Here is a 25,038-nt window from a genome sequence, read left to right as displayed (position 1 = left end):
TAAGCCCTTGCGTCGTACCCGATCGGTCCCAGCACATCACATTACGCACGCACTCCGTCACCCTTCGTCGCGAATTGACGTGAACGGAATGGGATTCTCCGGCCATGGGTCGGGGTTGCGGGTGCGTGACGGGATGTGTTTCCGCAGGTGGGAAGAGGTGAGGGACGGGCGGCGATGCGTGGGGCGGAGGCGGGGAGCGGCCGTGTGGGGCCTGAGGCGGGCGGGGTTTGCAGGGGCTGAGGGAAGGGGGAGGGCGGGCTGATTGCGGGGGAATGATCGCTGGACCGGCCGCTTTGCCGCGACGTGAACGGTGGCGGGTCGAGCGCCGCAGGACGAGCGGTCGTACGAGGCCCGGGGTGGCGGGTGGCGAGTGACGGGCTGTGGGCCCCCGGTGCCGCCCGCCGTCGGGCATCGCGGGGTCCGGGCTATCCGGGCCCTCAGACCAGCCGGACCGGCTTCTCGGGGCGTATGCCCAGGTGAAGGAGCCAGGCACGGAGAGGAACCGGGTCGCCCTCACGGACGAGAGTGAGGACCCGGGGGGTCAGATCGGCCGCCCGCTCGCCCCTGACCAGCAGGGACGGGCCGTCCAGCCAGTCGAGCCCCGGTGCCGCGCCGGCGGTGTCCATCGCGGCGCAGCAGACCATCGCGGTGACGTGGTCGACAAGCAGTTCGCGACCGGTGCGCGGTGGCTGGAGCGGGAACAGCGGGAGCAACGCGTCGTCCCACAACGTACGGTCCGGCCCCGTGGGCTGCCCGGTGCCACCACCGCACGGTGTCGCCTCGGGGACCGCCTCCTCCCGTGCCATCGCGGCGCTGAGCCCGGCGACGAGGGCGGCGGTCCGCACGCTGCCGACCACACCGTCCTCCTCGTCGGTGACGGGTGTGCCGGTGAGGGGTGCGTTGACCGGGGCTTCCGCGACACAGTCGGCAGTGGCCTCTGCGCTCGGCCCGCCCTGCTCGTGGGGAACCGGCCCTTCGCCGTCATCGAGGGCATTCTCGCTGGTCTCGCTCTCCACGCGGGGCGCGTGGACAGCGGAGTCGGCGGAGGCCGCCGCCCGGCGCGGACCGCTGCCGCCGTCGGCAACCTGCTCATCGCCGTCCCGGAGAAACTCTTCGGCCGGGGCACCCTCGACACGGGGCGCACCGGAGTCGATGGCGGCCTCCCGACGCGCGCCGCCGCCCTCGTCGGCGGGCGGCTCCCCGCCGTCCCGGAGGGGCTCTCCGGCAGGGGCACCGCCGGTGTGCGCAGCGTCCCCGACAGCGCTTCCGCTGTCGTCCGTCGGCGCGGCTGCACGGCATGCGCCTTCCTGGACCGTCAGATACTCCAGCACCCGCTCCAGCGTGGGGCCGTCCGCGCGGGGCGCGGCCGGGTGCACGGTGTGGCGGACGCCCAGGGCGTCGAGAACACGGTGAAGGCGGGCCGCGTCCGTGCGCCACTTGCGGTCCACGACCTCGTCCGGGTACTCCTGCCAGCCCACCGGGGCCCAGCCAGGGCCCGGCGCCGCCGGGCCTCCGTGGAAGAGGCGGGCCGCCAGCAGCGACGCGGCCTCGTCGACCGCTCCGGGCTCCTCCAGCAGGTCGCAGGCCGGCCTCTCGCCCAGCCGGGAGGCGAACCCCTCGGCCAGTCGGTCCCGGCGTGAGAGCTCCGTGAGCGCCGCCACCACCCCCGCGTCCAGACGGGACGGCCAGCGGCCCATCCGCCAGGCCGGCAGGGCGACCCGGGTCAGCAGCCGGTCCCAGCCGGCGTAGGCGAGACCCACCTGCTCCTGGGCGACGATCCGCAGACCGTAGTCCACAGCCTGTGCACGCTCTGCCGCGGCCGCCGCAACCCCCCGCTCCATCTCCTCCGCATGTCCCCGGCAGCTCCGCAGCAACAGCCGGGCCACCCAGCCGACCCCGCCGAGCACCACGCGGACGAGCGGACCGCGCTCCGGGGCGGAGGTCACGGCGACGGCGGCGTCCAGTCCTCGGACGAAGCGTCGCGCCGCGGCTATGTCCGGGTGCGCCGACGGCCCCGTACCGGCGACGACCGGGGCGAGCACCGCGCGCAGTTCGCCGACCCGCATCCACCACAGGAACGGTGAGCCGATGACGAGCACGGGCGCGGTCGGGACCCTCTGGTGCCGAGGGGCCGACAGACCACGTATGCCTCGGACACCGGATATGTCGTCCCCCGGCCGCGCCGGAGGGCCATGGGCGGGGTGGGTGCGGTCCTCGAGCCAGCTGTCGCAGTCCGGAGTGAGCGCTATCGCGGACGGGGCGGGGACGTCGAGGCGGTCGGCCAGGTCGCGAACCATCCGGTACAGGTCAGGGGCCGCGGCCTCCGTGATCGGGACCGTCGGGCTCACGGCCGGGCGGGCGCGGGCGACGACCAGGGCGATACCCGCGGCGGCGAGCAGGGTCGCCACGGCGATGCCGATGACGATCCAGCGCACGATCCCCCAGTGCGCACCGGTGATGTGGCCGGTGGAGCGACCGGCCAGGAGCACGACGGCCACGGCGGCGGGCAGCAGAGCGACGGCCAGCGCCCTACTGCGGATCCGCAGCACGGCAAGGGCCCGAGAGCGCGCAGCCTGCGCGCCCACCTCCACACCCATCTCGTTCACGACCGGACGTCACCCCCTCTGTCCCACCTCTGTGCCGCGTCCCGCCTCTGATCCACGCGCCATGCGCCGCGACGGTCCCCGTCACAGAGACCGTCGCCGGATGCCCGTGCGTTGCTCACTCCCCCACTGTGGCACCCGTCACCGACATCGCAATGCCGGTGGGCCAAGTGCCGGAACGCTTGCGCCGCACCCTAGTTGGGGCTCCGCCCCTCGTCAGCCGGATGGGTCACCGCTCACTCGATGGAATGGCTTTGGGGAAAGCTGGATGACGCAGGGCAAGGACCAGGCCCCGAATTGCACGCCGGCGCGCAGCACTGGGCACCGGGCTGGGCACAGGTCCGGATCCCTTCCCCGGCACGCCGAGGGCCCCGCATCCTCAGACGGATTCGGGGCCCTCAGGGTTCATCGCCGGGCCGGATCTCGGCGTCAGCTCTGCTCCTGCGCTGCCTTCGCCGCGATGTCCGTACGGTGCTGGGAGCCCTCGAGTCCGATACGGTCCACCGCCGTGTAGGCCCGGCGGCGCGCCTCGGCGAGGTCGGCGCCGGTCGCCGTGACGGACAGCACGCGGCCGCCCGCGCTCACCACCGCGTCCTCCTCGCGCCTGGTGCCGGCGTGCAGGACGTACGCGTGGGGGGCGTCCTGGGCCGCGACCTCCGCGAGCCCGGTGATCGGGTCGCCGGTGCGCGGGGTGGCCGGGTAGTTCTGCGAGGCCACGACCACGGTGACAGCCGCGTCCTCGCTCCAGCGCAGGGGCTCGATGTCGGCGAGAGTGCCGTTCGCCGCGGCCAGCAGCACTCCGGCGAGCGGTGTCTTCAGCCGGGCGAGCACGACCTGGGTCTCCGGGTCGCCGAAACGGGCGTTGAACTCGATGACCCGTACTCCGCGCGAGGTGATCGCCAGACCCGCGTACAGCAGGCCGGAGAAGGGAGTGCCGCGGTGGAGCATCTCGTCGACGGTCGGCTGCAGAACGGTCTGCACGACCTCTTCGACCAGCTTCGGGTCGGCCCAGGGCAGCGGTGAGTACGCCCCCATGCCGCCGGTGTTGGGCCCCTCGTCGTTGTCCAGGGCGCGCTTGAAGTCCTGGGCGGGCTGGAGCGGGACGACCGTCTCACCGTCGGTGACGGCGAACAGGGACACCTCGGGGCCGTCGAGGAACTCCTCGATGACGACCCGCTCGCAGTGGGCCGCGTGCTCCTTCGCGGTGTCCAGATCGGCGGTGACGACGACGCCCTTGCCGGCCGCGAGGCCGTCGTCCTTCACGACGTACGGGGCACCGAAGGCGTCGAGCGCCTCCTCGACCTCGTCGGCGTCCGTACAGACGTAGGACCGAGCGGTGGGTACGCCCGCGGCCGCCATCACATCCTTGGCGAAGGCCTTGGAGCCCTCCAGCTGCGCCGCCTCCTTGGAGGGCCCGAAGACGGGGATCCCCGCCTCGCGCACCGCGTCGGCGACGCCCGCCACGAGCGGCGCCTCCGGACCGATGACGACCAGCCCGACGCCGAGCTCGCCGGCCAGCGCGACCACGGCGCCTCCGTCGAGGGCATCGACCTGGTGCAACTGGGCCACCTCGGCGATGCCGGCGTTGCCCGGGGCGCAGTGCAGCCCGGTGACGTCGGGGTCGAGGGAGAGGGAACGGCACAGGGCGTGTTCGCGGGCGCCGCTACCGATGACGAGGACCTTCACGGGGTCAGCCTAACCGGCGGGGACGGGTGGCTTTGTGGGGGCCGCCGAAAGATGACGGGGCGCGGGGTTGTCGTTTCCTCCAAGGCGTCACACGGCCCGACGGGTCCATCCGTCACCACATACCCGGTCCGGGCACTACTCGTTCGAGAACTCCTCCATCACCGTGGCCCCCAGTTCACGGACGATCAGTTCGTGGCCCGAGAGGGCCGACTCCTCGAGGTCGGGGTCGTCGTCCTCCGGCATGTCGTCCTCGGGGGCCACCACGTGCCGCTCGGGGGCGGTCGGCGCGGACGGAGCCGGGGCGGGGGCCGGCGCGGCGGGGGTCGCCTGTGCCGCCGGACGCGCCGCCGGAGCGGACTGGTGAGGCTCGGGACGCGCTGCGGCGGGGGCTCCACCGCCGTAGCCACCGCCTCCCCCGGCCTGGAAACCGCCGCCGCTCGCGACGGCCGGCGGTGCCGAACCGCCCGAGGGGTCGACGATCGCCTCGATCTTCCACTGCACGTTGAACTGCTCGGCCAGACACTGCCGCAGGACGTCCTCGCTGCCGCTGCTGAGGAAGTTGTCCCGGGCGCCCGCGTTCACGAAGCCGAGTTGCAGGGTCGTCCCGTCGAAGCCGGCCACCTGGGCGTTCTGGCTCAGCAGGATCCAGGTGAAGCGTCGGCGGTTCTTCACCGCCTCCAGAACGTTCGGCCAGAGCATGCGCGGGTCGAGCCCACCGGACGCCGGCGCGGCAGCCGACGCCGCGGCGGCTGCCGGAGCACCTGTGGCGGGGGCGGCCGGCGGCGCGGACGCGGCGGCGGGCTGCCCCCCGCCCGCGGAGGCCGCCGTGGGCCAGCCGCCGGGTCGTCGCCCGCCACCTGCGGGCGCGGCGGTCGGCCACGCACCGGGAGCGTTGGGTGCAGAGGGGGCGGAAGGCTGCGGCTGAGCCGCCGCGGGGGCGGGCGGCGCGGAGGACGCGGTCTCCTGGGGCGCGGACGGCGGTCCGGACACCGGCATCGCGCCGCCGTCCTGAGAGCCTGGGCCCCCGGCGTTCTGTGCACCTGGAGTCGGGGCAGGCCCGGTCCCACCGGTTCGTACCGCGGCACGGGCGGCCGCCGGACCGCCGGGCGTAGCGGGTGCCGCACCCTGCGGCACCGGCCCCCCGGCCATCCCACCGTGCACCTCGGGCCCCGGCACGTATCCCATGGCGGGCGCCACGCCACCGCCGGAGAAGTTGACGCCCCGTTCCAGGCGGTCCAGTCGCGCCATGAGGGACCGCTCGTCGCCGTATGCGGCGGGCAGCAGTACCCGGGCGCAGATCAACTCGAGCTGCAACCGGGGCGAGGTGGCTCCGCGCATCTCGGTCAGCCCCTCATTGACGAGGTCGGCGGCGCGGCTGAGCTCCGCCGGGCCGAAGACGCCCGCCTGGGCCTGCATGCGCTCCAGTACGTCGGCCGGGGCGTCGATGAGCCCCTTCTCGGTGGCGTCGGGCACGGCGGCCAGGATCACCAGGTCCCGCAACCGTTCCAGCAGATCCGCGACGAACCGCCGTGGGTCGTTGCCCCCTTCGATGACCCGGTCCACGACCTCGAAGGCGGCGGCCCCGTCCCCGGACGCGAAGGCCTCCACGACGGAGTCGAGGAGCGACCCCTCGGTGTAGCCGAGCAGCGAGGTGGCCATGGCATACGTCACACCGTCGGCGCCCGCACCTGCCAGCAGCTGGTCCATGACAGACATGGAGTCACGCACGGACCCGGCACCCGCGCGCACGACGAGCGGCAGGACCCCGTCCTCGACGGGGATGTCCTCCTTCCGGCACACCTCGGCGAGGTAGTCCCGCAGGGTCCCCGGCGGGACGAGCCGGAAGGGATAGTGATGGGTGCGCGACCGGATGGTCCCGATGACCTTCTCGGGTTCGGTGGTCGCGAAGATGAACTTGAGGTGCTCGGGGGGCTCCTCGACGACCTTGAGGAGCGCGTTGAAGCCGGCCGGCGTGACCATGTGGGCCTCGTCGATGATGTAGATCTTGTAACGACTGCTCGCCGGCCCGAAGAAGGCCTTCTCGCGAAGGTCACGGGCGTCGTCCACACCACCGTGCGACGCGGCGTCGATCTCGATGACGTCGATCGACCCCGGACCGTTCCGTGCCAGGTCGCGGCAGGACTGGCACTCGCCGCACGGCGTCGGGGTCGGCCCCTTCTCGCAGTTCAGGCATCGGGCCAGGATCCGGGCGCTGGTCGTCTTCCCGCAGCCTCGCGGCCCGCTGAACAGGTACGCGTGGTTGACCCGGTTGTTCCGAAGCGCCTGCTGCAACGGGTCGGTGACATGCTCCTGCCCAATGACCTCGGCGAAGGACTCCGGGCGATAGCGGCGGTACAGCGCGAGAGACGACACGCATACGAGGTTATAGGCGCCCAGTGACAAAGCGGCTGCCCGCGCCGCTCCTCCGACCGCTCCGCCGGGGGCCCGCGCCCGCGTACTTCCCCATGACGTAGAAGACCCCCCACGCACCCGCCAGAGCCAACCTACCCTTGCTGCCTTCCGGCCCTGGGGGAGTTCAGTCAGATAGCGCCGCGTGAGGGGCTGAGCCCAAGCCTACCTGATCGCAGGGGCCCGAACGAGTTCGCTAGCACTCCCCGGCGTCATGTAATGTTTCCGGCGGAGGATTCGCCTAGAGGCCTAGGGCGCACGCTTGGAAAGCGTGTTGGGGGCAACCCCTCACGAGTTCGAATCTCGTATCCTCCGCCAGTGCCTCACCGGGCACGATGTCGAAGGGCCCCCTGGAAACAGGGGGCCCTTCGACGTTGTGCTCACCCCTCGTTGTCCTGGTCTTTGTCCACAGCGGGGTTTTCCGGGGCAGCACGGGAGGAACATGGGCCGCCCTGCCTGCCAGGGTGAACAGCACGGCCGGAACACTGCCGCCGGCGGCCAGCAGCATGGTCACGCCGATCACGGACGGCGAGGTCGACTGATGGCCCGTTTGCTCAGCGGACTGTGATCAGCAAGCCGTGCCATGCATCTCGGCCCAGATGGTCTTGCCCTGCGCCGCGTGGCGGACGCCCCAGCGCTGAGCGAACTGGGCGACGAGCATCAGGCCGCGTCCGCCCTCGTCGAAGACGCGAGCCCGCCGCAGGTGTGGGGAGCTGTCGCTGGCGTCGGAGACCTCGCAGATGACTCTGCGGTCGTGAATCAGTCGCAGCTGGATGGGGGGCTGGCCGTAACGGATGGCGTTGGTGACCAGTTCGCTGACCACCAGTTCGGTGGTGAAGGCCAGCTCGTCCAGTCCCCAGGCGGCCAGCCGCTGGGAGGCGTTCGTGCGCGCCTGGGCAACCACGGCAGGGTCGGAGGGCACATCCCAGGTGGCTACCTGGTCGGCGGGGAGAGCCCGGGTGCGGGCAACGAGCAGGGCGATGTCGTCGGGACGGTCGGGAAGCAGCCTCGCGAGCACGGCGTCGCAGAGGGCGTCCAATGACGGTGCGGGTTGGGTGAGGGCGTGGCGTAGTGCGTCAATCCCCTCATCGATGTCGCGGCCGCGGGACTCAATGAGGCCGTCGGTGTAGAGGGCGAGGAGACTGCCCTCGGGCAGGTCGACCTCGGCCGCTTCGAAGGGCAGTCCCCCCAGGCCGAGCGGCGGGCCCGCGGGTAGGTCAAGGAGATCGACCGTGCCGTCCAGACCTACTACGACGGGTAGGGGGTGTCCGGCGCGGGCCAGGCGGCAGCCCTGGGAAACCGGGTCATAGATCGCGTACAGACAGGTGGCGCCGAGGCCGCCCGCGATTTCGGCAGCGGCGCCGATGCCCTCGGTCGGACCGGCTTCGGCATAGGTGCGGGTGACCACGTCGTCGAGGTGGGTGAGCAGCTCATCGGGCGGAAGGTCGATGTCGGCCAGGGTGCGTACTGCTGTGCGCAGCCGACCCATGGTGGCGGAGGCCTGGACGCCGTGGCCGACAACGTCGCCGACGACCAGCGCGACCCGGGCGCCGGAGAGCGGGATCACATCGAACCAGTCGCCGCCCACGCCGGCCCCGCCTCCAGCGGGTAGATAACGGGAGGCGATCTCGACGGCCGCCTGGTCGGGCATCTTCAACGGCAGCAGGGTGCGCTGTAGGGTCACAGCGGTGGTGCGCTCGCGGGTGTAGCGGCGGGCGTTGTCGATGCATACGGCCGCCCTGGCCGTGATCTCCTCGGCCAGGAGTATGTCGTCCGGTACGTACGGTTCGGGGCGCTGGCTACGGGCGAAGAGGACGATGCCTAGGGTGACGCCGCGGGCTTGTATCGGCGCCACCATCATGGAGTGCGCACCCAGGTCGCGTATACGGGCAGCGCGGGCGGGGTCGTGGGTCGCCCACCGGGCGATGGCGGAGTCGGTCATCTCGTATGCGGCGGGTCGGCCGGTGGCCAGGCACTCGGCCGGGGGTGAGAACCTCGGGTAGGTGGTCGCCTTGCCCGGCCTCACCAGGGACTCCGGGATCTTGACTATGGATGCCAAGGCGGTCCGGTGCATGGTGACCGGCCCGGACAGCGGACCGGAAGGTGGCTCGTCGCCGCGGTCGATGAAGGCGAGCAGGTCCACAGCTGCGAGGTCCGCGAGCCGGGGGACGGCCACCTCGGCCAGTTCCTGTGCGGTTCGGGTGATGTCCAGGGTGCTGCCGATACGCCTGCTGGCCTCGTTGATCAGCGCGAGGCGCTCGCGGGCGACGGCCTGCTCGGTGAAGTCGAGCGCGGCCAACTGGACGCCGTGCACCCGTCCTACCGGGTCCTTGAACGGGGCGAAGTGGGCGATCCAGGCGTGCGGGTGGGGCTCTCCCGGAACCCGGACGTAGTGCTCAGAGTGCTCCGGCTCACCAGCCGCGGCCACACGGTCGACGCACTGCTCGGGGGCCTGGAACGCGGGATCTGTCATGTGCTCGGTGATCCGCAGCCCACGAACCTCCTGCTCGGTCGCGGCGAGCTGCCGGGCCATGGGCTCGTTGATGCGCAGGAACCGTCCCTCGGTGTCGAAGATCGCCAGAGCGAACTGGGACTGGTCGAATGCCCAATGAAGCAGCGGGTCCGTCTCGCGGTCCTCGTCCTCCGGCAGTGGGGTGGCCTCCAGCAGCCAGCCGGCCCGCCCGTCACCAGTGGGCAGCGGGCGCGCCCGCAGTCCGCATTCCACCCAGTGGCCGTCGCGGTGGCGCAGTACTACTCGACCGAGCCAGTCGTGCTGCCCGGCGAGCCGCTTGCGGGCGGACGCGGGAAGGCGCGCCGCGAGCAGAGCTGCTGCAGGCCGGCCCACGGCCTCAGCGGCTGAGTATCCGAGCATCAGCTGCGCGCCGGGACTCCAGCCGGTCAGTGCCCCGTCCGGCGCCGCCACGGCCACGGCTGCGGTGGAGGAGGCACTGTGACCGCAGATACTGGCTGGAGTGTCCATGATCGATCATCTCGCCTTCAAACCCCCATATCGACAAGGATCTCCCCGAGCGGCAGCAGCCGCATCGACATGTACGCCGCTCCCGGGCAGGGCAGGCCGCACAGGCGTCCGTGGGCCGTTCGCCGGAGCGGATCGACAGGTACTGCGAGCCGGGGATCACAGTCGTGGACCAGGCCGAGACCCAGTGGGTGGCTGCGCTCCGGCGGCCTGCCCGGTGCTGAGCCCGGAGGACCAGGAGGTGACCCTCCAGTCACTCAAACGGCCTTCAGGGTGGAGACCTCGTTCACCCACGCACGGGGACAGAGCGGCGCGAAGTCTCAAACCGCTGCCTGACATCCATCGTTGACATCAACGAACACGGACAGCGGCGTACCTCCTGGATGACCGGCGTACGGCGCGCAGCAGTAAGACTGCCGACACAGCCTGGCGCCGCGCCCTGCCACTTCCCTTCAGTGGTGGCGCCGAGAAAGGCACTGGCTGACAGCAGCAACAGGACGGGGAACGCGATGTCGGCGATTCAGGACAGACCCGGCCAACGCGGAGACGGAGGACCTGCACGCCTTCCGCCCGGCCGGGCCCGGGCCCGGTCGCGGAACCACGCAGCCGCCCCCACCAGCACCGCCACCCCCACCCCGTACAAGGGCAGCCACAGAGTCGTCGTGGCCGCCAGGCACTCGGCGACGGCCTTGCGGGCCTGGGTCCCCTGCGCGAACGCCAGGGCGGCGCCGTCACTGCCGGCCAGGTTCCCCAGCGCGGCCTTCACCTGGAGAGCCTCGTACCTGCCCATCAGATCGCACTCGCCGCGCGTGCCCGGCATGGGGAACAGCCAGGCCCGGCGCTGCAGCAAGGGAGCAAGTGCGATCGCCACACACAGGCCGACGACCAGCGCGTACGCGACCAGGCCGCGCATGTACGCCGAGCGAACGTCCGGCGTCCACGCCGCCCGTCGCTGGAAGGCGAGCATCACCGCGAGGAGCGTCACCCCGATGAACGTGGCGAACCACTGCCACGAGCCCTGGGCGAGCGCGAAGGTCAGCACCGCGGCGAGTCCGATGCCGATGACCCCGGGACCGGGAACGTCCTCGCCTGCTGCGACGGATGCCGACCTCGGGGTCACTCGGGGGCTGGGATCACTCACGGGGCTCTCCTGCAGGGGGAGGCCTCAGCATCCGCCGCGGGCCGCCGCGGCCCTGGTCACCATGCCGTACGGGCCCGGCGCCTCGCCCGGATGGCTCGCACCTGGTCGGCCGCGCGGGCCACTGGCCGGGGCGCGCCCGGGCCGCCTCTTCCGGGTCACGCCCTCGGTGTCCTGAGCCCGCATCTTCTGAGCGCTCGGCTCCGCTCGGGCAGCGGGACCCCGGCGTGGAAGGGGCCCGGACTCGTCCGGGCCCCCTCCTTGTGCTCAGGGCGCCAGGGCCACCCCGTCGGCGCCGGGTGCGGACTCGGTGCCGTCCGTGTACTGGGCGGTCACCCAGTAGAAGTGAGTGGTGCCCTTGGCGGCGCCGGTGTCCTCGTAGGAGGTCCCCGTCGGGGCCGCCAGCTTCTCGTACGCCTTGGCGTCCGAGTTCCAGCGGTAGACCTGGTAGCCGGTGGCGTCGGTCACCGGAGACCAGGACAGCTCGACGCCCGCCTCTTCCGAGGTGGCCGTCAGCTCTATCGGCGAGCCCTCCGGCGTCGCCACGCTCGGCGTCATGTCGAGCTCGGTCGCGGTCACGACCTGCGCCTCGCCGGTCGAGTCGAAGGAAGAGTTCCAGGCGTCGTCGACGGCATCGACGATGAAGCAGGATTCCTCGCCGTCCGGGACGGTGGTGTACGCGTACGAGGTGGTGTCGGCCGACACGTAATAGCCGGGGTAGAGGGAACACACCTGCTCCTCCTCGTCCCCCCACAGCTCGCCCCGTCGGACCACGTACCTCGCCAGGTCGGCGGTCGGGTTGGCGTCCCAGTGCACCTCGAAGCCGTACTCGGTCGGAGTGACGGTCACCCCGGTGACGGCGGAGGGCGGGGTGAGGTCCCAGAGCGTGCCGCTGGCGGCGACGGACCGCGCCGACTCGTTGCCCGCGGCGTCGAGAGCCGTCACCCGGTAGTAGTAGGTGGTGCCCTCGGCGGCCGAGGCGTCCACGTACGAGACCTGGGCGGTAGCGCCGATGCCGGTGTAGGTCCCGTCCGCGCTGGTCGCCCGGTACACCCGGTACGACGCCGCTCCTTCGACCGCGCTCCACCGGACCCGCAGATCTTCCGGTTCCCGGGCGATGCTCAGTCCGGTCGGCGCGGGCGGCGCGGTGCGGTCGACGGTCGTGACCGCCTGATCGGCGGTGCCCGTCGACTCGTTGCCCGCCTTGTCGTAGGCGCGGATCTCGTAGTAGTACGCCGCGCCGGTCACCGGCAGGGTCGCGTCCGTGTACGTCGTGGCGGTGGTGGTCGCCAGCCTCGTCCAGTCGGCGCTGCCCTTCGTGCGCCGGTAGACCCGGTAACCCGCCAGGTCCATCTCCTTGTTCTTGGACCAGGCGAGCTTGGCCTTCCCCGTCGCTTTGTCGTACGACACGGAGGTCCCGGTCGGGGTGAGCGGCCTGACCTTGTCGACGGTCGCGGAAGTGCGGGGTGAGTAGGCGAACTTGACGTTCGCCGCCCCGGTCCAGTTGACGTAGTCGACGCGGAGGGTGTGCTTGCCGGAGGGGATGGTCAGGTTGACGGTCTTGGAGACCGTCGACGAGACGTTCTTCCACAGGTCGATCTTGCGGGTGCTGTCGAGGTAGACGCGGATGCCGTCCTGAGCCGACGCGGTGAGGGCGAAGGGACCGCCGGAGCCGAAGTCGCGCGTCAGTGTCCAGCGGACGGAGAAGTTGTTGGACGGCAGGCCCGAAGCGGGTGCGCCCGTACGCCAGTTCTCGCTGATCGTGGAGTCGCAGTCGGTCTTCTTCGGTGCGCCCGAGAACGTGGTGTTCGCGAAGAACTGTCGCTTGTAGACAGGGGAAGTGCAGCTGACGGCCGCTGAGGCGGGCGTGGCGAGCGCGGTGAGCAGACCGCCCGCGGTGGCGAGCACGACGGCGCCGGCGGCCGCGGAGGTCGTGCGTCGTCTGGCTGAGTTCATTCGGTCCTCTGATCGGATCAGGACGCGGAGAAGAGCGTTCGTGATCACGACACGCGAGGCCGGGAAGAGGTTGTACCGATCTTTACGGTCCCATGACCAGGGCTTTACGCGGCGCGTCCGTGCGGACGGCACGCCTCGGCTCACGGATTCCCGGACGCGGACGTCGAGGAACTGATCGCCACTCGCGACTGGTGAGTCCGGCCGAGGTCCACTTTCGCAACAGGCCCTGGGTACGTCGGTCGATGGCACGGGCGCTCCAGCCCGGATCGTCCACAGTTACGCGAACGTCAGGCGGTGGCGTCCCTCGCGTCCGCGGCAGCGGGGAAAAGGCGTTGGACCGCGTTGACGACGGCCGCCCTACGGGCCGCCGTGTCGGGGTCGAGGGTCTGCTCGGCCGCCAGCCGGGCCAGCTCTTCCTGGGCGACCCAGGAGCTGGCGATCTGGTGGACGAGGGCGAGGACGTCGATCGGATCCCACGTCGGGTCCAGATACCCGTCCTGCTGCCCTGCGCGGATCTGCTCGACCTTGTGAAGGATGGCCGCCTGATAGGCGTCCTCCAGTTCGGCGAGGAAGGTCGCGCGTTCCAAGCGGCCCCAGCTGAGCAGCCGGAAGTGCTCGGGGTTGGTGTTGAAGTAGTCGAAGAGCCGGCCGGCGTACTCGGGCAGGTCGGTGGGGTCCATGGGCGTCGCCTCGATCACCGCCAGTAGCTCCTGGCCTGCGATGAAGGTGTAGAGCGCCTCTTTGCTGCGGAAGTACGCGTAGACGCGTTCCTTGCTGGTCGTGGCCTCCTTGGCGATCCGGTCCACTCGCGCCCCGGCGATCCCGTACCGGGAGAACTCGGTCTTCGCCGCGGCGGCGATGCGTGCGCGCGTGGAGTCTGCGGGGCTGGGGGCGGTCATGATCCCAGAGTATCAAACCAAACTGTTCGGTTTGACCTCGGATCCGACCCGGAGTACTGTCCAAACCGAACCGTTTGGTTTGGGCACATTGGCACGGCAGCTGACCGGACCGGACCCATCACAAGTGGCAACACATCCAGAGGAAGCACCGCATGAGCACGTCTTTGAGTTCCTACGTCAGCCTCGGCCGCTCCGGGCTGCGGGTCAGCCCGTTCACCCTCGGCACGATGACGTTCGGGGAGGACCACGGCTGGGGCGCCAGTGCGGAGGAATCCAACGCCATCCTGACGGCCTACCTCGAGCGCGGCGGCAACTCGATCGACACCGCCAACATCTACACCAACGGACACTCCGAGAAGATCATCGGAGACTATTTCGCGCGCCGTCCCGAGCTGCGCGACCGCGTGGTGATCGGCACCAAGTTCTTCGCCAACCTCTACGAGAACGACCCCAACGGCGGCGGACCCGGCCGCAAGGCGATCGTGCAGCAGCTGGAGAACTCGCTGCGCCGTCTGCAGACCGACTACGTCGACCTGTACTGGCTGCACAACTTCGACCCGGCCACCCCCGTCGAGGAGACCCTGCGCACCCTGGACGACCTGGTCCGCGACGGCAAGATCCGCTACGTCGGCTTCTCCGATGTGCCGGCCTGGGCGACCGCCGAAGCGGCCACCATCGCCCGGTTCCGCGGCTGGGCCCCGATCACCGCGCTGCAGCTGGAGCACTCCCTGCTCGAGCGGACGGCCGAGGGCGAACTGCTGCCCATGGCCGAGGCGATGGGCATGGGAGTGCTGGCCTGGAGCCCGCTGAAGGGCGGGTTCCTGTCCGGCAAGTACTCCCGTGCCACAACCGGCCGCGTGGACACCCGCCGCGCGCATCTGGTCGGTGAACCCAGCCAGAGCGACTACGTCGTCATCGATGCGCTCAACGACGTCGCCCGCGAGATCGGCGCCACCTCCGCCGCGACGGCGCTGGCCTGGGTGCAGAGCCGCACCCCGATCACGTCCACGCTCCTCGGTGCCCGCCGTCTCGACCAGTTCGAGGCGAACCTCGCCGCGCTCGACGTCACCTTCACCGACGCCCAGCGCACCGCGCTCGACGCGGTGTCCGCGCCCATCCTCAACTTCCCCGCGGAGAACAACCGGACCCTGGCGCGGATGCTCCAATTCGCCGGCGCCACCGTCGACGGCACCCCGTCGATCGTCTCCCCGCTGCTGCAGGCCAGTCCCACTCGCTACTGACCCGGAGCCGGGCTTTGTCACGGGCATCGCCCTACCCGTCGACGGCGGCTACTCCGTGCCCCGACCTCCTCCGCGCCGCGCAGCAGGGCAAGCGAGGGTCCCGGCCGATCATCGGCCGGGACCCTCGTCATGTCGTGCCTTGTGCCCCGCCGCCGACCTGTGCGACGGGGCGGCGGGGGCTGATGCGTGGGGAGGGCGTCAGGTCGAGGTGGGCGCCGCGGGGCGGGTGGCGGGGACCGCCGCGTCGCCGATCCGGGATGTCGCGCCGCTCTCCTCGCCGTACACCTGCACCCGGTAGTACGCGGTCGCCCCGGCCGGTGCGGTGGTGTCCAGGTAGGACACCTCGGTGCCGGACAGGGTCGACGTCAGCTCGTCCCACACCTGGGTGGCGGGGTTCCAGCGCTCGACCGTGACCGAGGACGGGGCCGGGCACGAGTCGAACCGGCAGGCCCAGGACCAGGTGAGCAGCACGCCGTCCGTGGAGCTGCTCGCGGCCAGGGTCATGGAGGTGCCGTAGCCGTCGCCCGTCCACGGCAGCACCGCCGCTTCGGAGCGCACCCCGGCGGCGTCCACGGCCACCACCGCGTAGTAGGTGCCGAAGCCGGGGCCGGGCGCGCTGGTGTCGGCCACCGTGGTGCCTGTCACGGGCTGGTCCTGGACCGGGGTGCCGGGGTGGGCGGCGTCCACCCAGTTCCGGTAGACGCGGTACCCGGTGGCGCCGGGGACGGGCTGCCAGGACAGCACCGCGTGGTCGCCGTCCTGCCGTGCGGCCAGGCCCGCGGGCCGGTCGGGACGTGTGGTGCCCTCGGGGTACGGGCGCACCGCGCAGTCGTAGTCGGAGAAGTTCGAGCGGTTCCCGGCCGCGTCGACGGCGACCGTCCGGTAGCACGTGGGCACGCCGGCCGGTGCGTCGGCGTCCGTCCAGTCCGGGGACGTCGCCGCGGTGATGTTCGCGGTCTTGATGAACACGGCGTCCGTCTCGGTGCGGCGCCAGACCTCGTAGCGGGCCGTGCTGGGGTCCTTGGTCGACCAGGTCAGCCGGATCCCGTCGGTGGTGCCCTGCGCGGTCGGCCTGCCGGCCGCCTGCGGACCGGGGCCGGGCTCGTCGGACACGTCGATCCAGATCGGGTCGCTGTAGGTGCCCTGGAAACCGCGCACCGTCAGGCAGTAACGGGCCTTTCGGTACGGGGTGGTGTCCAGGTAGTAGGAGTCGGCCGTGTCGTAGGTGACGGCGTTCGCGCACTGGCTGCCGTACGTCGTCCGGTACAGGTAGTAGCGGTAGGCCTCGGACGACGGGGAGTCGTCCCAGTCGAGCAGGATGCCGCCGCTGTCGTCGCGCGTGGCCGTCAGACCGGTGGCCGGGGACGGCCTGGGCGCCGGAGAGGGCAGCCGCTTCAGCTGCACCACGGTGCCGGAGGAGCGGTTGCCCACCCGGTCCACCGAGACGACCCGGTAGTACGGGGTGGCGTCGGTGGCGATCGGGCCGTCGGTGAGGGTGCAGCGGACCTGAACGGTACCGGGGACGTCGGTGCACTGGGGAGTGCTGGGGCTTCCGGAGTCGGTGAACGGGCCGCCGGCGCTCGCGCTGCGGGTCACCTGGTAGCCGGCGAAGTCCTGCTCATAGCCGGGCCAGCCGTCGGTGACCCAGGTCAGGGTGGCGGTGGTGCCGCCGTCGGGTGCGGTGACCTCGGGAGCGGCGGGCGCGGCGGGCGGGGTGGTGTCCGGCGGCACCGGGCGGCTGACGGCGACCGGCGTGGTCCAGGCCGAGTACGCGCGAGGGGTGTAGGCGTCGATCACCTTGCCGACGGCGCGGACCCGGTAGTAGTGCGTCGCGCCCAAGGGCAGGCCGCTTTCGGTGAACTCCGACGGGACGAGCGGGGCGTTGCTGCCCGCGAGCAGGGTCCAGGGGCCGGAGGCCGAGGGGGCGGACTGCACCTGGTAGCCGGTGGTCAGGCCGTGCACGGGGCTGCCGACCGGGTTGTCGGCCCAGTCCAGCACGGCGTCGGCACCGCTGAGCCGGCCCTGGAGCCCGGTGGGCTGCGCCGGCGGGTACAGGCCGGTGTCGGGGCGCAGCCCCGAGGCGATGTTCTTGGCGTACTCGCCGGGCTCGGTGGCGGCCGGGGCGGACTCGTTGCCGGCGGTGTCGACGGCTGTCACCCGGTAGTAGGCGGTGATGCCGATCGGGGCGTTCTTGTCGGCGTAGGCGTTGTCCTGGACGACCCGGGCGTCGGCGCCCCGGATCCTGGTCCAGGGACCGCCGGGGGACGTGGCGCGGTAGACGTGGTAGCCGGCGAAGGAGTCCTTGGTGCTGTAGTCGTCGTCCCAGCTCGGCCCCCAGGTCAGGTAGTTCTCGCCGAGGTCGTCGTCGGGGTCGGGCACGCCGTTGCCGTTGAGGTCGATGTCGCCGTAGCCGTCGGCCCCCAGGTTGTCCGGTGCCCGCGGCGGGGTGAGGTCGGCCGGGACGGCCGAGACGTTGGCCGAGGAGCGGGACTGATTGCCGGAACGGTCCACGGCGGTGACGGCGAACCAGTACTTGGTGCCGTTGCGCAGCCCGGTCGAGGTGAACGAGCCGCCGGTCAGCAGACCGGAGCCGCTGATCCGGTGTGCGGTGTCGATCGCCACGGGGGTGCTGGTGGAGCGGTAGACCCGGTAACCGGCCAGGTCCGCTTCGGCGTTGCGGCCCCAGCTGACGGTGGCCTTGCCGTCACCCCTCGCCGCCTTGACGGAGGCGGGCGCCAGCGGGGCGACCTTGTCCGGGGTGGTCGGAGCGAGGCTGACGGCGACGTTGGCCGAGCCCGTGAACGCCACATAGTCGACCCGCACGGTGTGCGTCCGGGAGGGCACGGTCACCTTGACGCCGGCGTGCTGGGTGGAGGCGTAGTCGCGCCACAGGTTGACGTAGCGCTTGCCGTCGATCCAGACCCGGATGCCGTCCTGGGCCGCGGTCTTTAGCAGGAAGGGGCCGCCCCCGCCGAAGTTGCGGCGCATCGTCCAGCGGGCGCCGAAGCGGTCGTTCGGCAGGGATATCCCGGCGGGATGGCCCTTGCCCCAGTTCTCGCCGATGGACTTGTCGCACAGCGACTTGCGGGGTGTGCCGGTGAGGGTGGTGTTGGCGTAGTAGTCGGCCTTCCACACACCGTCGGCGCAGCTCAGGGCCGCGACCGGCGCTGTGTCCGATCGCGCCTGGGGCGGGGTCTGCACGGTACTGGCGATGAGCGCGGCCCCGGCGGCGGCCGCGGTGACCGGCCACAGCAGCCGGTGCGGCGCTCGGGCGCGGGATTGCGGGGGAACGGGTCTGCCCATCCGGGGCGTCATCCTTCCTCAGGCCCGGCGCACCTGGTGCGGCATGACGGCTCGGGTGTCCACCGGGTGATCGCTTCTGCCGCCGGAATGATGGCATGCGAACAGCTATTCGCATGAAGGTTTCGTGCAGAAATCGTGTCCTCGTTCGGTAACACTCGCCGTGCGGCAGCGGGCTCTTCGGCGGAGCGGCGACGCGGTCATGAGCCGGGCAGACCGCACCCGGGTCCCTGATATCGACTCGCTCCCCGGGTGAGGCGCCCACGCTTACCGTGCGGTGTTATGAAGGGGTCATGAGGTTGTATCTCCGGCTTTTTCGGAGCTCGTCGTGTCACCTTCCACCGGAGGCTCGCACAAGGGTCGCGCTTCCCTGTTGAACCCGCGCAGCATGGCCGGACAGGTGTTCCTCATCCAGTTCGTGATCGTCGTGCTGCTGGTGCTGGCCGCGGTCGCCGCCGTGGTGCTCCAGGCGGCGCGTGACGCGCTCGCTCTGGGGCGGCGGGAGTCGGTCGTCGCGGCCCAGTCCTTCGCCAATGCGCCCGGGGTGGCCAAGGCGTTCCGCAGCTCGGACCCGAGCGCGGTGCTCCAGCCGAAGGCCGAAGCGGCCCGCAAGAAGGCGGGCGTGGACTTCGTCATCGCCCTGAGCACAGAGGGAATCCGGTACACGTACCCCTACCCCGGTCAGATCGGGAAGAAGTTCGTCGGGAACATCGGGCTGGCGCTGCGGGGCCACACGATCGTGGAGCAGGCCGGCGGCCCGCCTCTGCCCGCGGGCCGGGGAACGGACGTGCAGGCGGTGGTTCCGGTGACCGACGCCCGGGGCAGGGTCGTCGGCCTGGTCTCCGCCGGGATCACCGTCAAGAACGTCACGCGGCTGTGGGTGCCGCAGCTGCCGCTCATCGCCGGGGCCGGTGCGGGCGCGCTGGCGCTGGCCACGGCCGGGACCTCGATCATGGCGGGGCGGCTGCGGCGGCAGACACGCGGACTGGGCCCTCCGGAACTCGCCCGGATGTACGAGCACCACGACGCGGTGCTGCACGCGGTCCGGGAAGGGGTGCTGATCACCGACGCCGACGGGCGGCTGGTGCTGGCCAACGAAGAGGCGAAGCGACTGCTGGCTCTGGGCCAGGGCGAGCTGGGGCGTCCGGTGCACGAGCTGGGACTTCCGAAGGAGATCACGCGCCTGCTCGCGTCGCCGGGAACGGCGACCGACGAGGTGCATCTGGCCGGGGACCGCTTGGTGGCGGTGAACAAGCGGCCCACGTTCCCCGACGAGGGCCGGGGAGGCAGCGTGGTGACCTTGCGCGACACCACCGAGCTGGCGACGGTCTCCGGACGGGCCGAGGTGGCGCGGGAGCGGCTGAAGCTGCTGTACGAGGCGGGGGTGCGGGTCGGAACGACGCTGGATGTGGGGCGTACGGCCGAAGAGCTGGCCGAGGTCGCCGTGCCGCAGCTCGCCGATGTCGTCACGGTGGATCTGCTGGACGCGGTGCTGTGCGGCTGGGAACCGACGGCGGAGGGCTGGCGGCAGCAGCGGCGTGTGGCCCTCGGCGGTGATCACATGGTGCTGCCGGTGTACCCGCTGGGGGAACTGATCACGTTTCCGATGGGCGCCCCGCAGATGTGGGCTCTGCGGCTGGGCCGGGGTGTGCTGGAGCCGGACCTCAAGGAGGCGCGCGGCTGGCAGGAGCAGGACCCCGAGCGCACCCGGAAGGCCCTGGAGCTCGGGCTGCATTCCCTGGTGACCGTGCCGCTGCAGTCTCGGGGTGTGCCGCTGGGCGTGGCGAACTTCTACCGAATGGGGGACTCCCCGGCGTACGTGCCGGAGGACCTGTCCTTCGCGGAGGAACTGGCCGCGCGCGCGGCGGTGGCCATCGACAACGCCAGGAGGTTCACACGGGAGCACGCGATGGCGGTGGCGCTGCAGCGCAGTCTGCTGCCGCGAGGACAGCCGGAACAGGACGCGCTGGAGGTGGCCTGGCGGTATCTGCCCGCGGAGGCCGGGGTGGGCGGGGACTGGTTCGACGTCATCCCGCTGCCGTGCGCCCGGGTGGCCCTGGTGATGGGCGACGTCGTCGGTCACGGGCTGCACGCGGCCGCCACGATGGGGCGGCTGCGCACCGCGGTGCACAACTTCTCCACGCTGGACCTCCCGGTGGACGAGGTGCTCGGGAACCTGGACGACCTGGTGGTGCGCATGGACAGCGAGGAGGGCGCCGAGGGCCACGAAGGCGAGGGGGTGACGGGAGCGACGTGCCTGTACGCGGTCTACGACTCGGTGACGGGGTCCTGCACGATGGCCCGCGCGGGACACCCCGACCCGGTGGTGGTGTGCCCGGACGGGACCGTCACCTGGCTCGACGTGCCGGCCTCTGCCCCGCTCGGGCTGGGAGGCTACCCCTTCGAGACAGCGGAGCTGCGTCTGCCCGAGAACGCACAGCTGGTGCTGTACACCGACGGCCTGGTGGTCGACCGTCGCCGCGACATGGACGTCGGGCTGCGCGGGCTGCACCTGGCGCTGGAAGGAGACGACGAGCGGAGTCCCGAGGAGGCCTGCCGGGCCGTGATCGACGCCCTGAAGCCGGCCCATCCCTCCGACGACATCGCGCTGCTGGTGGCGCGTACCCGGCTCCTTCCCCGCTCGTACGTGGCCGAGTGGGAGGTGCCCTCGGACCCGGCGGTGGTGCCCTCGGTACGGGCGCGCTGCACGCAGAAGCTGCGGGAGTGGGAGCTGGAGGAGATGGCGTTCACCACGGAACTCATCCTCAGCGAACTGGTGACGAACGCGATCCGGTACGGATCCCCGCCGGTCGGGGTACGGCTGCTGAAGGGGCACTGTCTGATCTGCGAGGTGTCGGACGGCAGCAGCACCTCGCCGCGCCTGCGCCGGGCGGCGGCCACGGACGAGGGCGGGCGTGGGCTGTTCCTCGTGTCGCAGTTCGCACAGCGATGGGGAAAGCGGTACACACCCGACGGAAAGGCCATCTGGGCGGAACAGACCCTGGACGAAGGCCCGTTCGCCGCCGTTCCGACCCTCACACCGGTCGACGTTCTCCTGGAGCAGTTCGGCGAGGCCACCCTCTGAGCGCGCCGGCCGCCGGAGACCATCCGGCCGCCGGCGGCGTCGACACATGCCGTCCCGCGCCCGCCACTGTCCATGGCCGGGCGGGCGCGGTCGCGAACCGTGCTGCCGGTCAGCCCTTGTTGGAGCCCAGGGTCAGCCCGCTGACGAACTGGCGCTGGAGCACGAAGTACACGACCAGCGTGGGGATCGCGGTGAGCAGAGCGCCGGCGGCGACCAGATTGGGGTCCGTGAAGTACTGGCCGGAGAGGTTGTTCAGCGCCGAGGTGATCGGCATGTTCTCGCCGGTGGAGATCAGCACGAGGGCCCAGAAGAAGTCGTTGTAGATCCAGATCGACAGCAGGGTCGCCAACGCAGCCATCGCCGGCTTGCACAGCGGCAGAGTGATCTGCCAGTACAGCCGCCACACCGAGGCACCGTCGACCAGCGCCGCCTCCGTCAGTTCGTGCGGCAGGGAGCGCATGTAGTTGCTCAGCACGAACGCGCAGAAACCGGACTGGAACGCCACATGGATGAGGACCAGGCCGAGCGCGGAGTCGTACAGCTTGCCGCTCGGGGTGATGCCCGGGAGGTCGGTGAGCAGGTACAGCCGGTACAGCGGGGTGATGATGACCTGCTGCGGGAGGAGGTTGCCCGCCGTGAAGACCAGCAGCAGCGCGAGGTTGAGGCGGAAGTCGAAGCGGGCGACGTAGAAGGCGACGCAGGAGGACAGGAACAGCGTCAGCAGCACGGCCGGGACGGCGATGATCAGCGTGTTGCCGAAGTAGTGCAGCATGTCCGACTGCGTGAACGCATTGGTGAAGTTTTCCAGACTCAGCTTGTCCGGCCAGGACACATAACCCTTGTTGCTGGTCTCGCTGTACGGGCGCAGGGCCGAGAAGATTGCCCACAGCAGGGGCGCCAGCCAGGCCAGGGCGGCGCCGGCGAGGAAGACGTGCAGCAGGATCCGGGCCGGCCGCACCGGGGCGCGCCGCTTGAGTGCGGCGGTGGAGGCGCTCACGATCGCCGCTCCTTCCGGAAGGTGGCCACCAGGTAGGGAATGATGACCGCGAGGGAGATCACCAGCAGGACCACGGCGATCGCTGAGCCGTAACCGATGCGGCTGGACTCCCCGATGATGTTGTTCGTCACCAGGATGGACAGCAACTCCGTGCCCTGGGCGCCCTTGTTGAAGACGAAGACGAGGTCGAAGGCGCGCAGCGCCTCGATGATGGTGACGACGAGGACGACCGTGTTGGTCGGCCTCAGAGTGGGGAAGATGACGTTCTTGAACGTCTGCCACTCGTTCGCGCCGTCCAGCGCGGAGGCCTCCCGCAGCGACGGGTCGACGCTCTTCAGGCCGGCCAGGTAGAGGATCATCATGTAGCCGGTGTGACGCCAGGACGCGGCGATGAGCACGGCCCACAGGTTCAGCTTCGGGTCGCCGATCCAGTCGATGTAGTGGCCGGGCTTGTTGGCCCCGATGATGCTGTTGATCAGGCCCGTGTCGGGGTTGTACACGAGTTGCCAGACGAACCCGATGCAGGCCATCGAGATGACGACCGGCAGGAAGAACGCGGTCTGGTAGACACGGCTGAACCGGATCTTCTTGTCCAACTGCACGGCCAGGAACAGGCCGAGCGGGGTCGGGATCAGGATGAGCACCACGAACCAGATGACGTTGTGCTCGACGGCGGGCCAGAACTGCGGGTTGTCGGAGAACAGTTGCTTGAAGTTCTCCAGGCCCACCCACTTGATCGAGTCGAACCCGATGCCGTCCCAGGTGGTGAAGGCCAGCGCGATGGAGGCGAGGGCGGTGACCCAGACCAGGGCCACGTGCAGGACCGTGGGCACGCCCGCCATCAAGGCGAGTGTGAACCGGTCACGGCGGGTCAGCAGACGCCGGTGGCTCTGGGTGGCCCGCTTGGTTCGGGAAGCAGCGCCCGGAGGCGGCACGGCGGCCGCCTCCGGGTTCTTCGTCGTCGTGTCTGTCGTCATGGCGCTGGTCACGAGGACGCGAAGATCGTCTTCTTCTGGCGTTCGATCGAGGACAGCAGGCTGTCGACGCCCTTGGGGTTCTGGACGAACTTCTGCAGCGCGGGCTGCATCACCGTGGAGGTGAAGTCCGGCCGGCTGTCGCGGTCCATGAACTGGGTGAGGGACTTGGCGCCGCTGATCATGTCGAACGCCTTCTTCTGCAGCGCGCTGTACGAGGAGGTGTCGGCCTTGGAGGAGGCGGCCACCACGCTCGGGTCGGTCTTGAGGTAGGTCTCCTCGGCCTCCGGGGAGCCCAGGTACTCCATCAGCTTCACGACACCGTCGTGGTTCTTCGGGGCCTTGCTGACCATGAAGCCGTCGGTCGGCGCCTCGACGGTGTCCTGACCGTACGCGGAGTCGATCTCCGGGAAGGCGAAGAAGTCGAGGTCGTCCAGGTCGGCCTGGTTGGTGAACTGCTGCGCCACGAAGCTGCCCAGGAGGTACATGCCGGCCTTCTTCGCGACCAGCGTCTGCGCGGCGTCCTGCCAGGTGCGGCCGAGGGCGCCGTCCTGGTGGTAGGGGAGGATCTCGGTCCAGTGGTCGAAGACGGCCTTCACCTTGGCGTCGGTCCAGGACGCCTTGCCCGCCATCAGCTGGACGTGGAAGTCGTAGCCGTTGAGGCGGAAGTTGATCTGGTCGAACGTGCCCATCGCCGGCCACTGGTCCTTGTCGCCGAAGGCGATCGGGACCAGTCCGTCCTTCTTCATCTGCTTGCACAGGGCCACGAACGCGTCCCAGGTGGTGGGGACCTGGTAGCCGTGCTGCTGGAAGACGCTCTTGCGGTAGAAGACCGCCCACGGGTACGTCGTCAGCGGCACGAAGTAGTACTTGCCGTCCTCGCCCTTGCTCAACTTCTTCATCGCGTCGGGGAAGTTGTCCCCGATCTTCTGCCACACGTCGTCGATCGGGGTGGCGAGCTTCTTCGCGGCGAAGAACTGCATGCGGAAGCCAGCGAACCAGTTGAACACGTCGTCCGGCGTGCCCTGCAGGTAGGAGTTGATCTGCTCCTGGAAGGTGTTGTGGTCCTTGGTGTTCACGTCGACCGTGATGCCGGACTGCTTCTTGAAGGCCGCGTAGACCTGTTCGAAGGCCTTCTTCGGCACCGCGTCCGAGGCATTGGAGCCCACGGTGACGGTCTTGGAGTCGGCAGCCGCGCCGCTGCCGCCGCAGGCGCTCAGCAGGGGTATGCCGGCACCGGCGAGGAGGGCTGCTCCACCGACTCCGCGCAGCAGGGAACGGCGGCTCGGGCTGGGGAGGGAGAGACCGGAGGGTGTCTGGTGCATGACGGCTCCTGGAGGGCAGGGTCGGCGATGACTGGCACTGGGGACCGGGTCAGAATCAATCAGAAACCAACTTGACCGAACATTGTGGCCGTCATCCCACTCGCATGTCCGGTGTACGTCAAGAGGTACAACGACCGTTTTGGAAACGTAATCGACACCGCATCGATTGCCCCTGCTGACGAGCGGACCGCCCACAGGGCGTGCGGCGCCCGCGTCCGTCCGGCATTTCGAATCGCTTTTCCGCACCCATGAGGGCCGGGCCTGTCAAGGGGCGTAGATGGCTCTCGCCTGCGGCTTCCTGGTCGAAGCAGGGGCGTTTTCCTTGTTGGGCTTCTTCGTGTTCGTCTGTGAGCCCGCCGCGTGGGAGGGGTCCAGTTGGAGCTCCTGGAGCCCCGCGAGGGATGATCGGGGCGAGGACGAACGAGCTGGAGGCCGACGAGCGGCGGTC

Annotated in this window: 13 protein-coding genes, 1 tRNA gene and 1 other RNA gene; 3 read left to right on the top strand and 12 right to left on the bottom strand. The window is 70.7% G+C overall.

Features of this window, described 5'->3' with window-relative positions:
- Positions 1-437: 437 nt before the first annotated feature.
- The 4 genes from ACQEXA_RS29655 to ffs all read right to left on the bottom strand — a co-directional run bounded on the left by ACQEXA_RS29655 (position 438) and on the right by ffs (position 6,856).
- Positions 438-2,597 carry a hypothetical protein gene (locus tag ACQEXA_RS29655; RefSeq protein WP_432939319.1) on the bottom strand — a complete coding sequence of 720 codons (2,160 nt, stop codon included), beginning with the start codon at positions 2,595-2,597 and terminating at the stop codon, positions 438-440.
- A 435-nt stretch (positions 2,598-3,032) separates the two neighbouring features.
- The gene (gene purD, locus ACQEXA_RS29650; RefSeq protein ID WP_432929826.1) at positions 3,033-4,289 is read right to left on the bottom strand and encodes a phosphoribosylamine--glycine ligase; all 1,257 of its coding nucleotides are present in this window, start codon (positions 4,287-4,289) and stop codon (positions 3,033-3,035) included.
- A 135-nt stretch (positions 4,290-4,424) separates the two neighbouring features.
- The gene (locus ACQEXA_RS29645; protein WP_433131596.1) at positions 4,425-6,662 is read right to left on the bottom strand and encodes a DNA polymerase III subunit gamma and tau; all 2,238 of its coding nucleotides are present in this window, start codon (positions 6,660-6,662) and stop codon (positions 4,425-4,427) included.
- A gap of 97 nt (positions 6,663-6,759) precedes the next feature.
- An RNA gene (gene ffs / locus ACQEXA_RS29640) (signal recognition particle sRNA small type) lies at positions 6,760-6,856 on the bottom strand.
- Positions 6,857-6,928: 72 nt separating this feature from the next.
- Here ffs and ACQEXA_RS29635 point away from each other — a divergent pair.
- Positions 6,929-7,016: transfer RNA gene (locus ACQEXA_RS29635), tRNA-Ser, on the top strand.
- A gap of 250 nt (positions 7,017-7,266) precedes the next feature.
- Here the strand turns inward: ACQEXA_RS29635 and ACQEXA_RS29630 are convergent.
- The 4 genes from ACQEXA_RS29630 to ACQEXA_RS29615 form a co-directional block, all read right to left on the bottom strand.
- Positions 7,267-9,678 (bottom strand): SpoIIE family protein phosphatase, encoded by a 2,412-nt coding sequence (locus ACQEXA_RS29630; RefSeq protein WP_433131594.1) that lies wholly within the window; start codon positions 9,676-9,678, stop codon positions 7,267-7,269.
- A gap of 517 nt (positions 9,679-10,195) precedes the next feature.
- Positions 10,196-10,816, bottom strand: a complete 621-nt coding sequence (locus ACQEXA_RS29625; protein WP_432929832.1) for a hypothetical protein — start codon at positions 10,814-10,816, stop codon at positions 10,196-10,198.
- Between the two features lie 264 nt (positions 10,817-11,080).
- Complete coding sequence (locus ACQEXA_RS29620; protein WP_432929834.1) at positions 11,081-12,769, bottom strand: fibronectin type III domain-containing protein; 1,689 nt, start codon at positions 12,767-12,769, stop codon at positions 11,081-11,083.
- Between the two features lie 287 nt (positions 12,770-13,056).
- The gene (locus ACQEXA_RS29615) at positions 13,057-13,668 is read right to left on the bottom strand and encodes a TetR family transcriptional regulator (RefSeq protein WP_432929836.1); all 612 of its coding nucleotides are present in this window, start codon (positions 13,666-13,668) and stop codon (positions 13,057-13,059) included.
- A 152-nt stretch (positions 13,669-13,820) separates the two neighbouring features.
- On the opposite strand from ACQEXA_RS29615, the gene ACQEXA_RS29610 reads away from it, so the two are divergent.
- On the top strand, positions 13,821-14,909 hold the full coding sequence (locus ACQEXA_RS29610) for an aldo/keto reductase (protein ID WP_433131591.1): 1,089 nt from the start codon (positions 13,821-13,823) through the stop codon (positions 14,907-14,909).
- A gap of 198 nt (positions 14,910-15,107) precedes the next feature.
- Here ACQEXA_RS29610 and ACQEXA_RS29605 read toward each other — a convergent pair whose 3' ends face one another.
- On the bottom strand, positions 15,108-18,212 hold the full coding sequence (locus ACQEXA_RS29605; RefSeq protein ID WP_433131589.1) for a fibronectin type III domain-containing protein: 3,105 nt from the start codon (positions 18,210-18,212) through the stop codon (positions 15,108-15,110).
- A gap of 385 nt (positions 18,213-18,597) precedes the next feature.
- Here ACQEXA_RS29605 and ACQEXA_RS29600 point away from each other — a divergent pair, with 385 nt between their 5' ends.
- Positions 18,598-21,294 (top strand): SpoIIE family protein phosphatase, encoded by a 2,697-nt coding sequence (locus ACQEXA_RS29600; protein WP_433131587.1) that lies wholly within the window; start codon positions 18,598-18,600, stop codon positions 21,292-21,294.
- 109 nt (positions 21,295-21,403) lie between these two features.
- On the opposite strand, the gene ACQEXA_RS29595 is transcribed toward ACQEXA_RS29600, so the two are convergent.
- Genes ACQEXA_RS29595 through ACQEXA_RS29585 form a run of 3 tightly spaced genes read right to left on the bottom strand, consistent with a single transcriptional unit; the run spans position 21,404 to position 24,590 of the window.
- Positions 21,404-22,291, bottom strand: a complete 888-nt coding sequence (locus ACQEXA_RS29595) for a carbohydrate ABC transporter permease (RefSeq protein WP_359397430.1) — start codon at positions 22,289-22,291, stop codon at positions 21,404-21,406.
- Positions 22,288-23,268: a carbohydrate ABC transporter permease gene (locus tag ACQEXA_RS29590; RefSeq protein ID WP_432929842.1), complete on the bottom strand. Its 981-nt coding sequence runs from the start codon at positions 23,266-23,268 to the stop codon at positions 22,288-22,290. The genes ACQEXA_RS29595 and ACQEXA_RS29590 overlap by 4 nt, the downstream gene beginning before the upstream one ends.
- An 8-nt stretch (positions 23,269-23,276) precedes the next feature.
- A complete protein-coding gene (locus tag ACQEXA_RS29585) occupies positions 23,277-24,590 on the bottom strand; it encodes an ABC transporter substrate-binding protein (protein ID WP_432929844.1) in 1,314 nt (437 codons plus the stop codon).
- Between the last annotated feature and the right edge of the window lie 448 nt (positions 24,591-25,038).

It is taken from the genome of Streptomyces sp. CA-106110 (assembly GCF_050936285.1).
In the GTDB taxonomy this organism is placed as follows: domain Bacteria; phylum Actinomycetota; class Actinomycetes; order Streptomycetales; family Streptomycetaceae; genus Streptomyces.
This window is presented reverse-complemented; position numbering and strand designations above follow the sequence as displayed.

Excerpts from the sequence above, each read along its gene's own strand:
- ACQEXA_RS29655 (WP_432939319.1), bottom strand. The coding sequence starts at position 2,597 with ATGGGTGTGGAGGTGGGCGCGCAGGCTGCGCGCTCTCGGGCCCTTGCC.
- ACQEXA_RS29630 (WP_433131594.1), bottom strand. The coding sequence starts at position 9,678 with ATGGACACTCCAGCCAGTATCTGCGGTCACAGTGCCTCCTCCACCGCA.
- ACQEXA_RS29620 (WP_432929834.1), bottom strand. The coding sequence starts at position 12,769 with ATGAACTCAGCCAGACGACGCACGACCTCCGCGGCCGCCGGCGCCGTC.
- ACQEXA_RS29615 (WP_432929836.1), bottom strand. The coding sequence starts at position 13,668 with ATGACCGCCCCCAGCCCCGCAGACTCCACGCGCGCACGCATCGCCGCC.
- ACQEXA_RS29610 (WP_433131591.1), top strand. The coding sequence starts at position 13,821 with ATGAGCACGTCTTTGAGTTCCTACGTCAGCCTCGGCCGCTCCGGGCTG.
- ACQEXA_RS29605 (WP_433131589.1), bottom strand. The coding sequence starts at position 18,212 with ATGGGCAGACCCGTTCCCCCGCAATCCCGCGCCCGAGCGCCGCACCGG.
- ACQEXA_RS29600 (WP_433131587.1), top strand. The coding sequence starts at position 18,598 with ATGGCCGGACAGGTGTTCCTCATCCAGTTCGTGATCGTCGTGCTGCTG.
- ACQEXA_RS29590 (WP_432929842.1), bottom strand. The coding sequence starts at position 23,268 with ATGACGACAGACACGACGACGAAGAACCCGGAGGCGGCCGCCGTGCCG.
- ACQEXA_RS29585 (WP_432929844.1), bottom strand. The coding sequence starts at position 24,590 with ATGCACCAGACACCCTCCGGTCTCTCCCTCCCCAGCCCGAGCCGCCGT.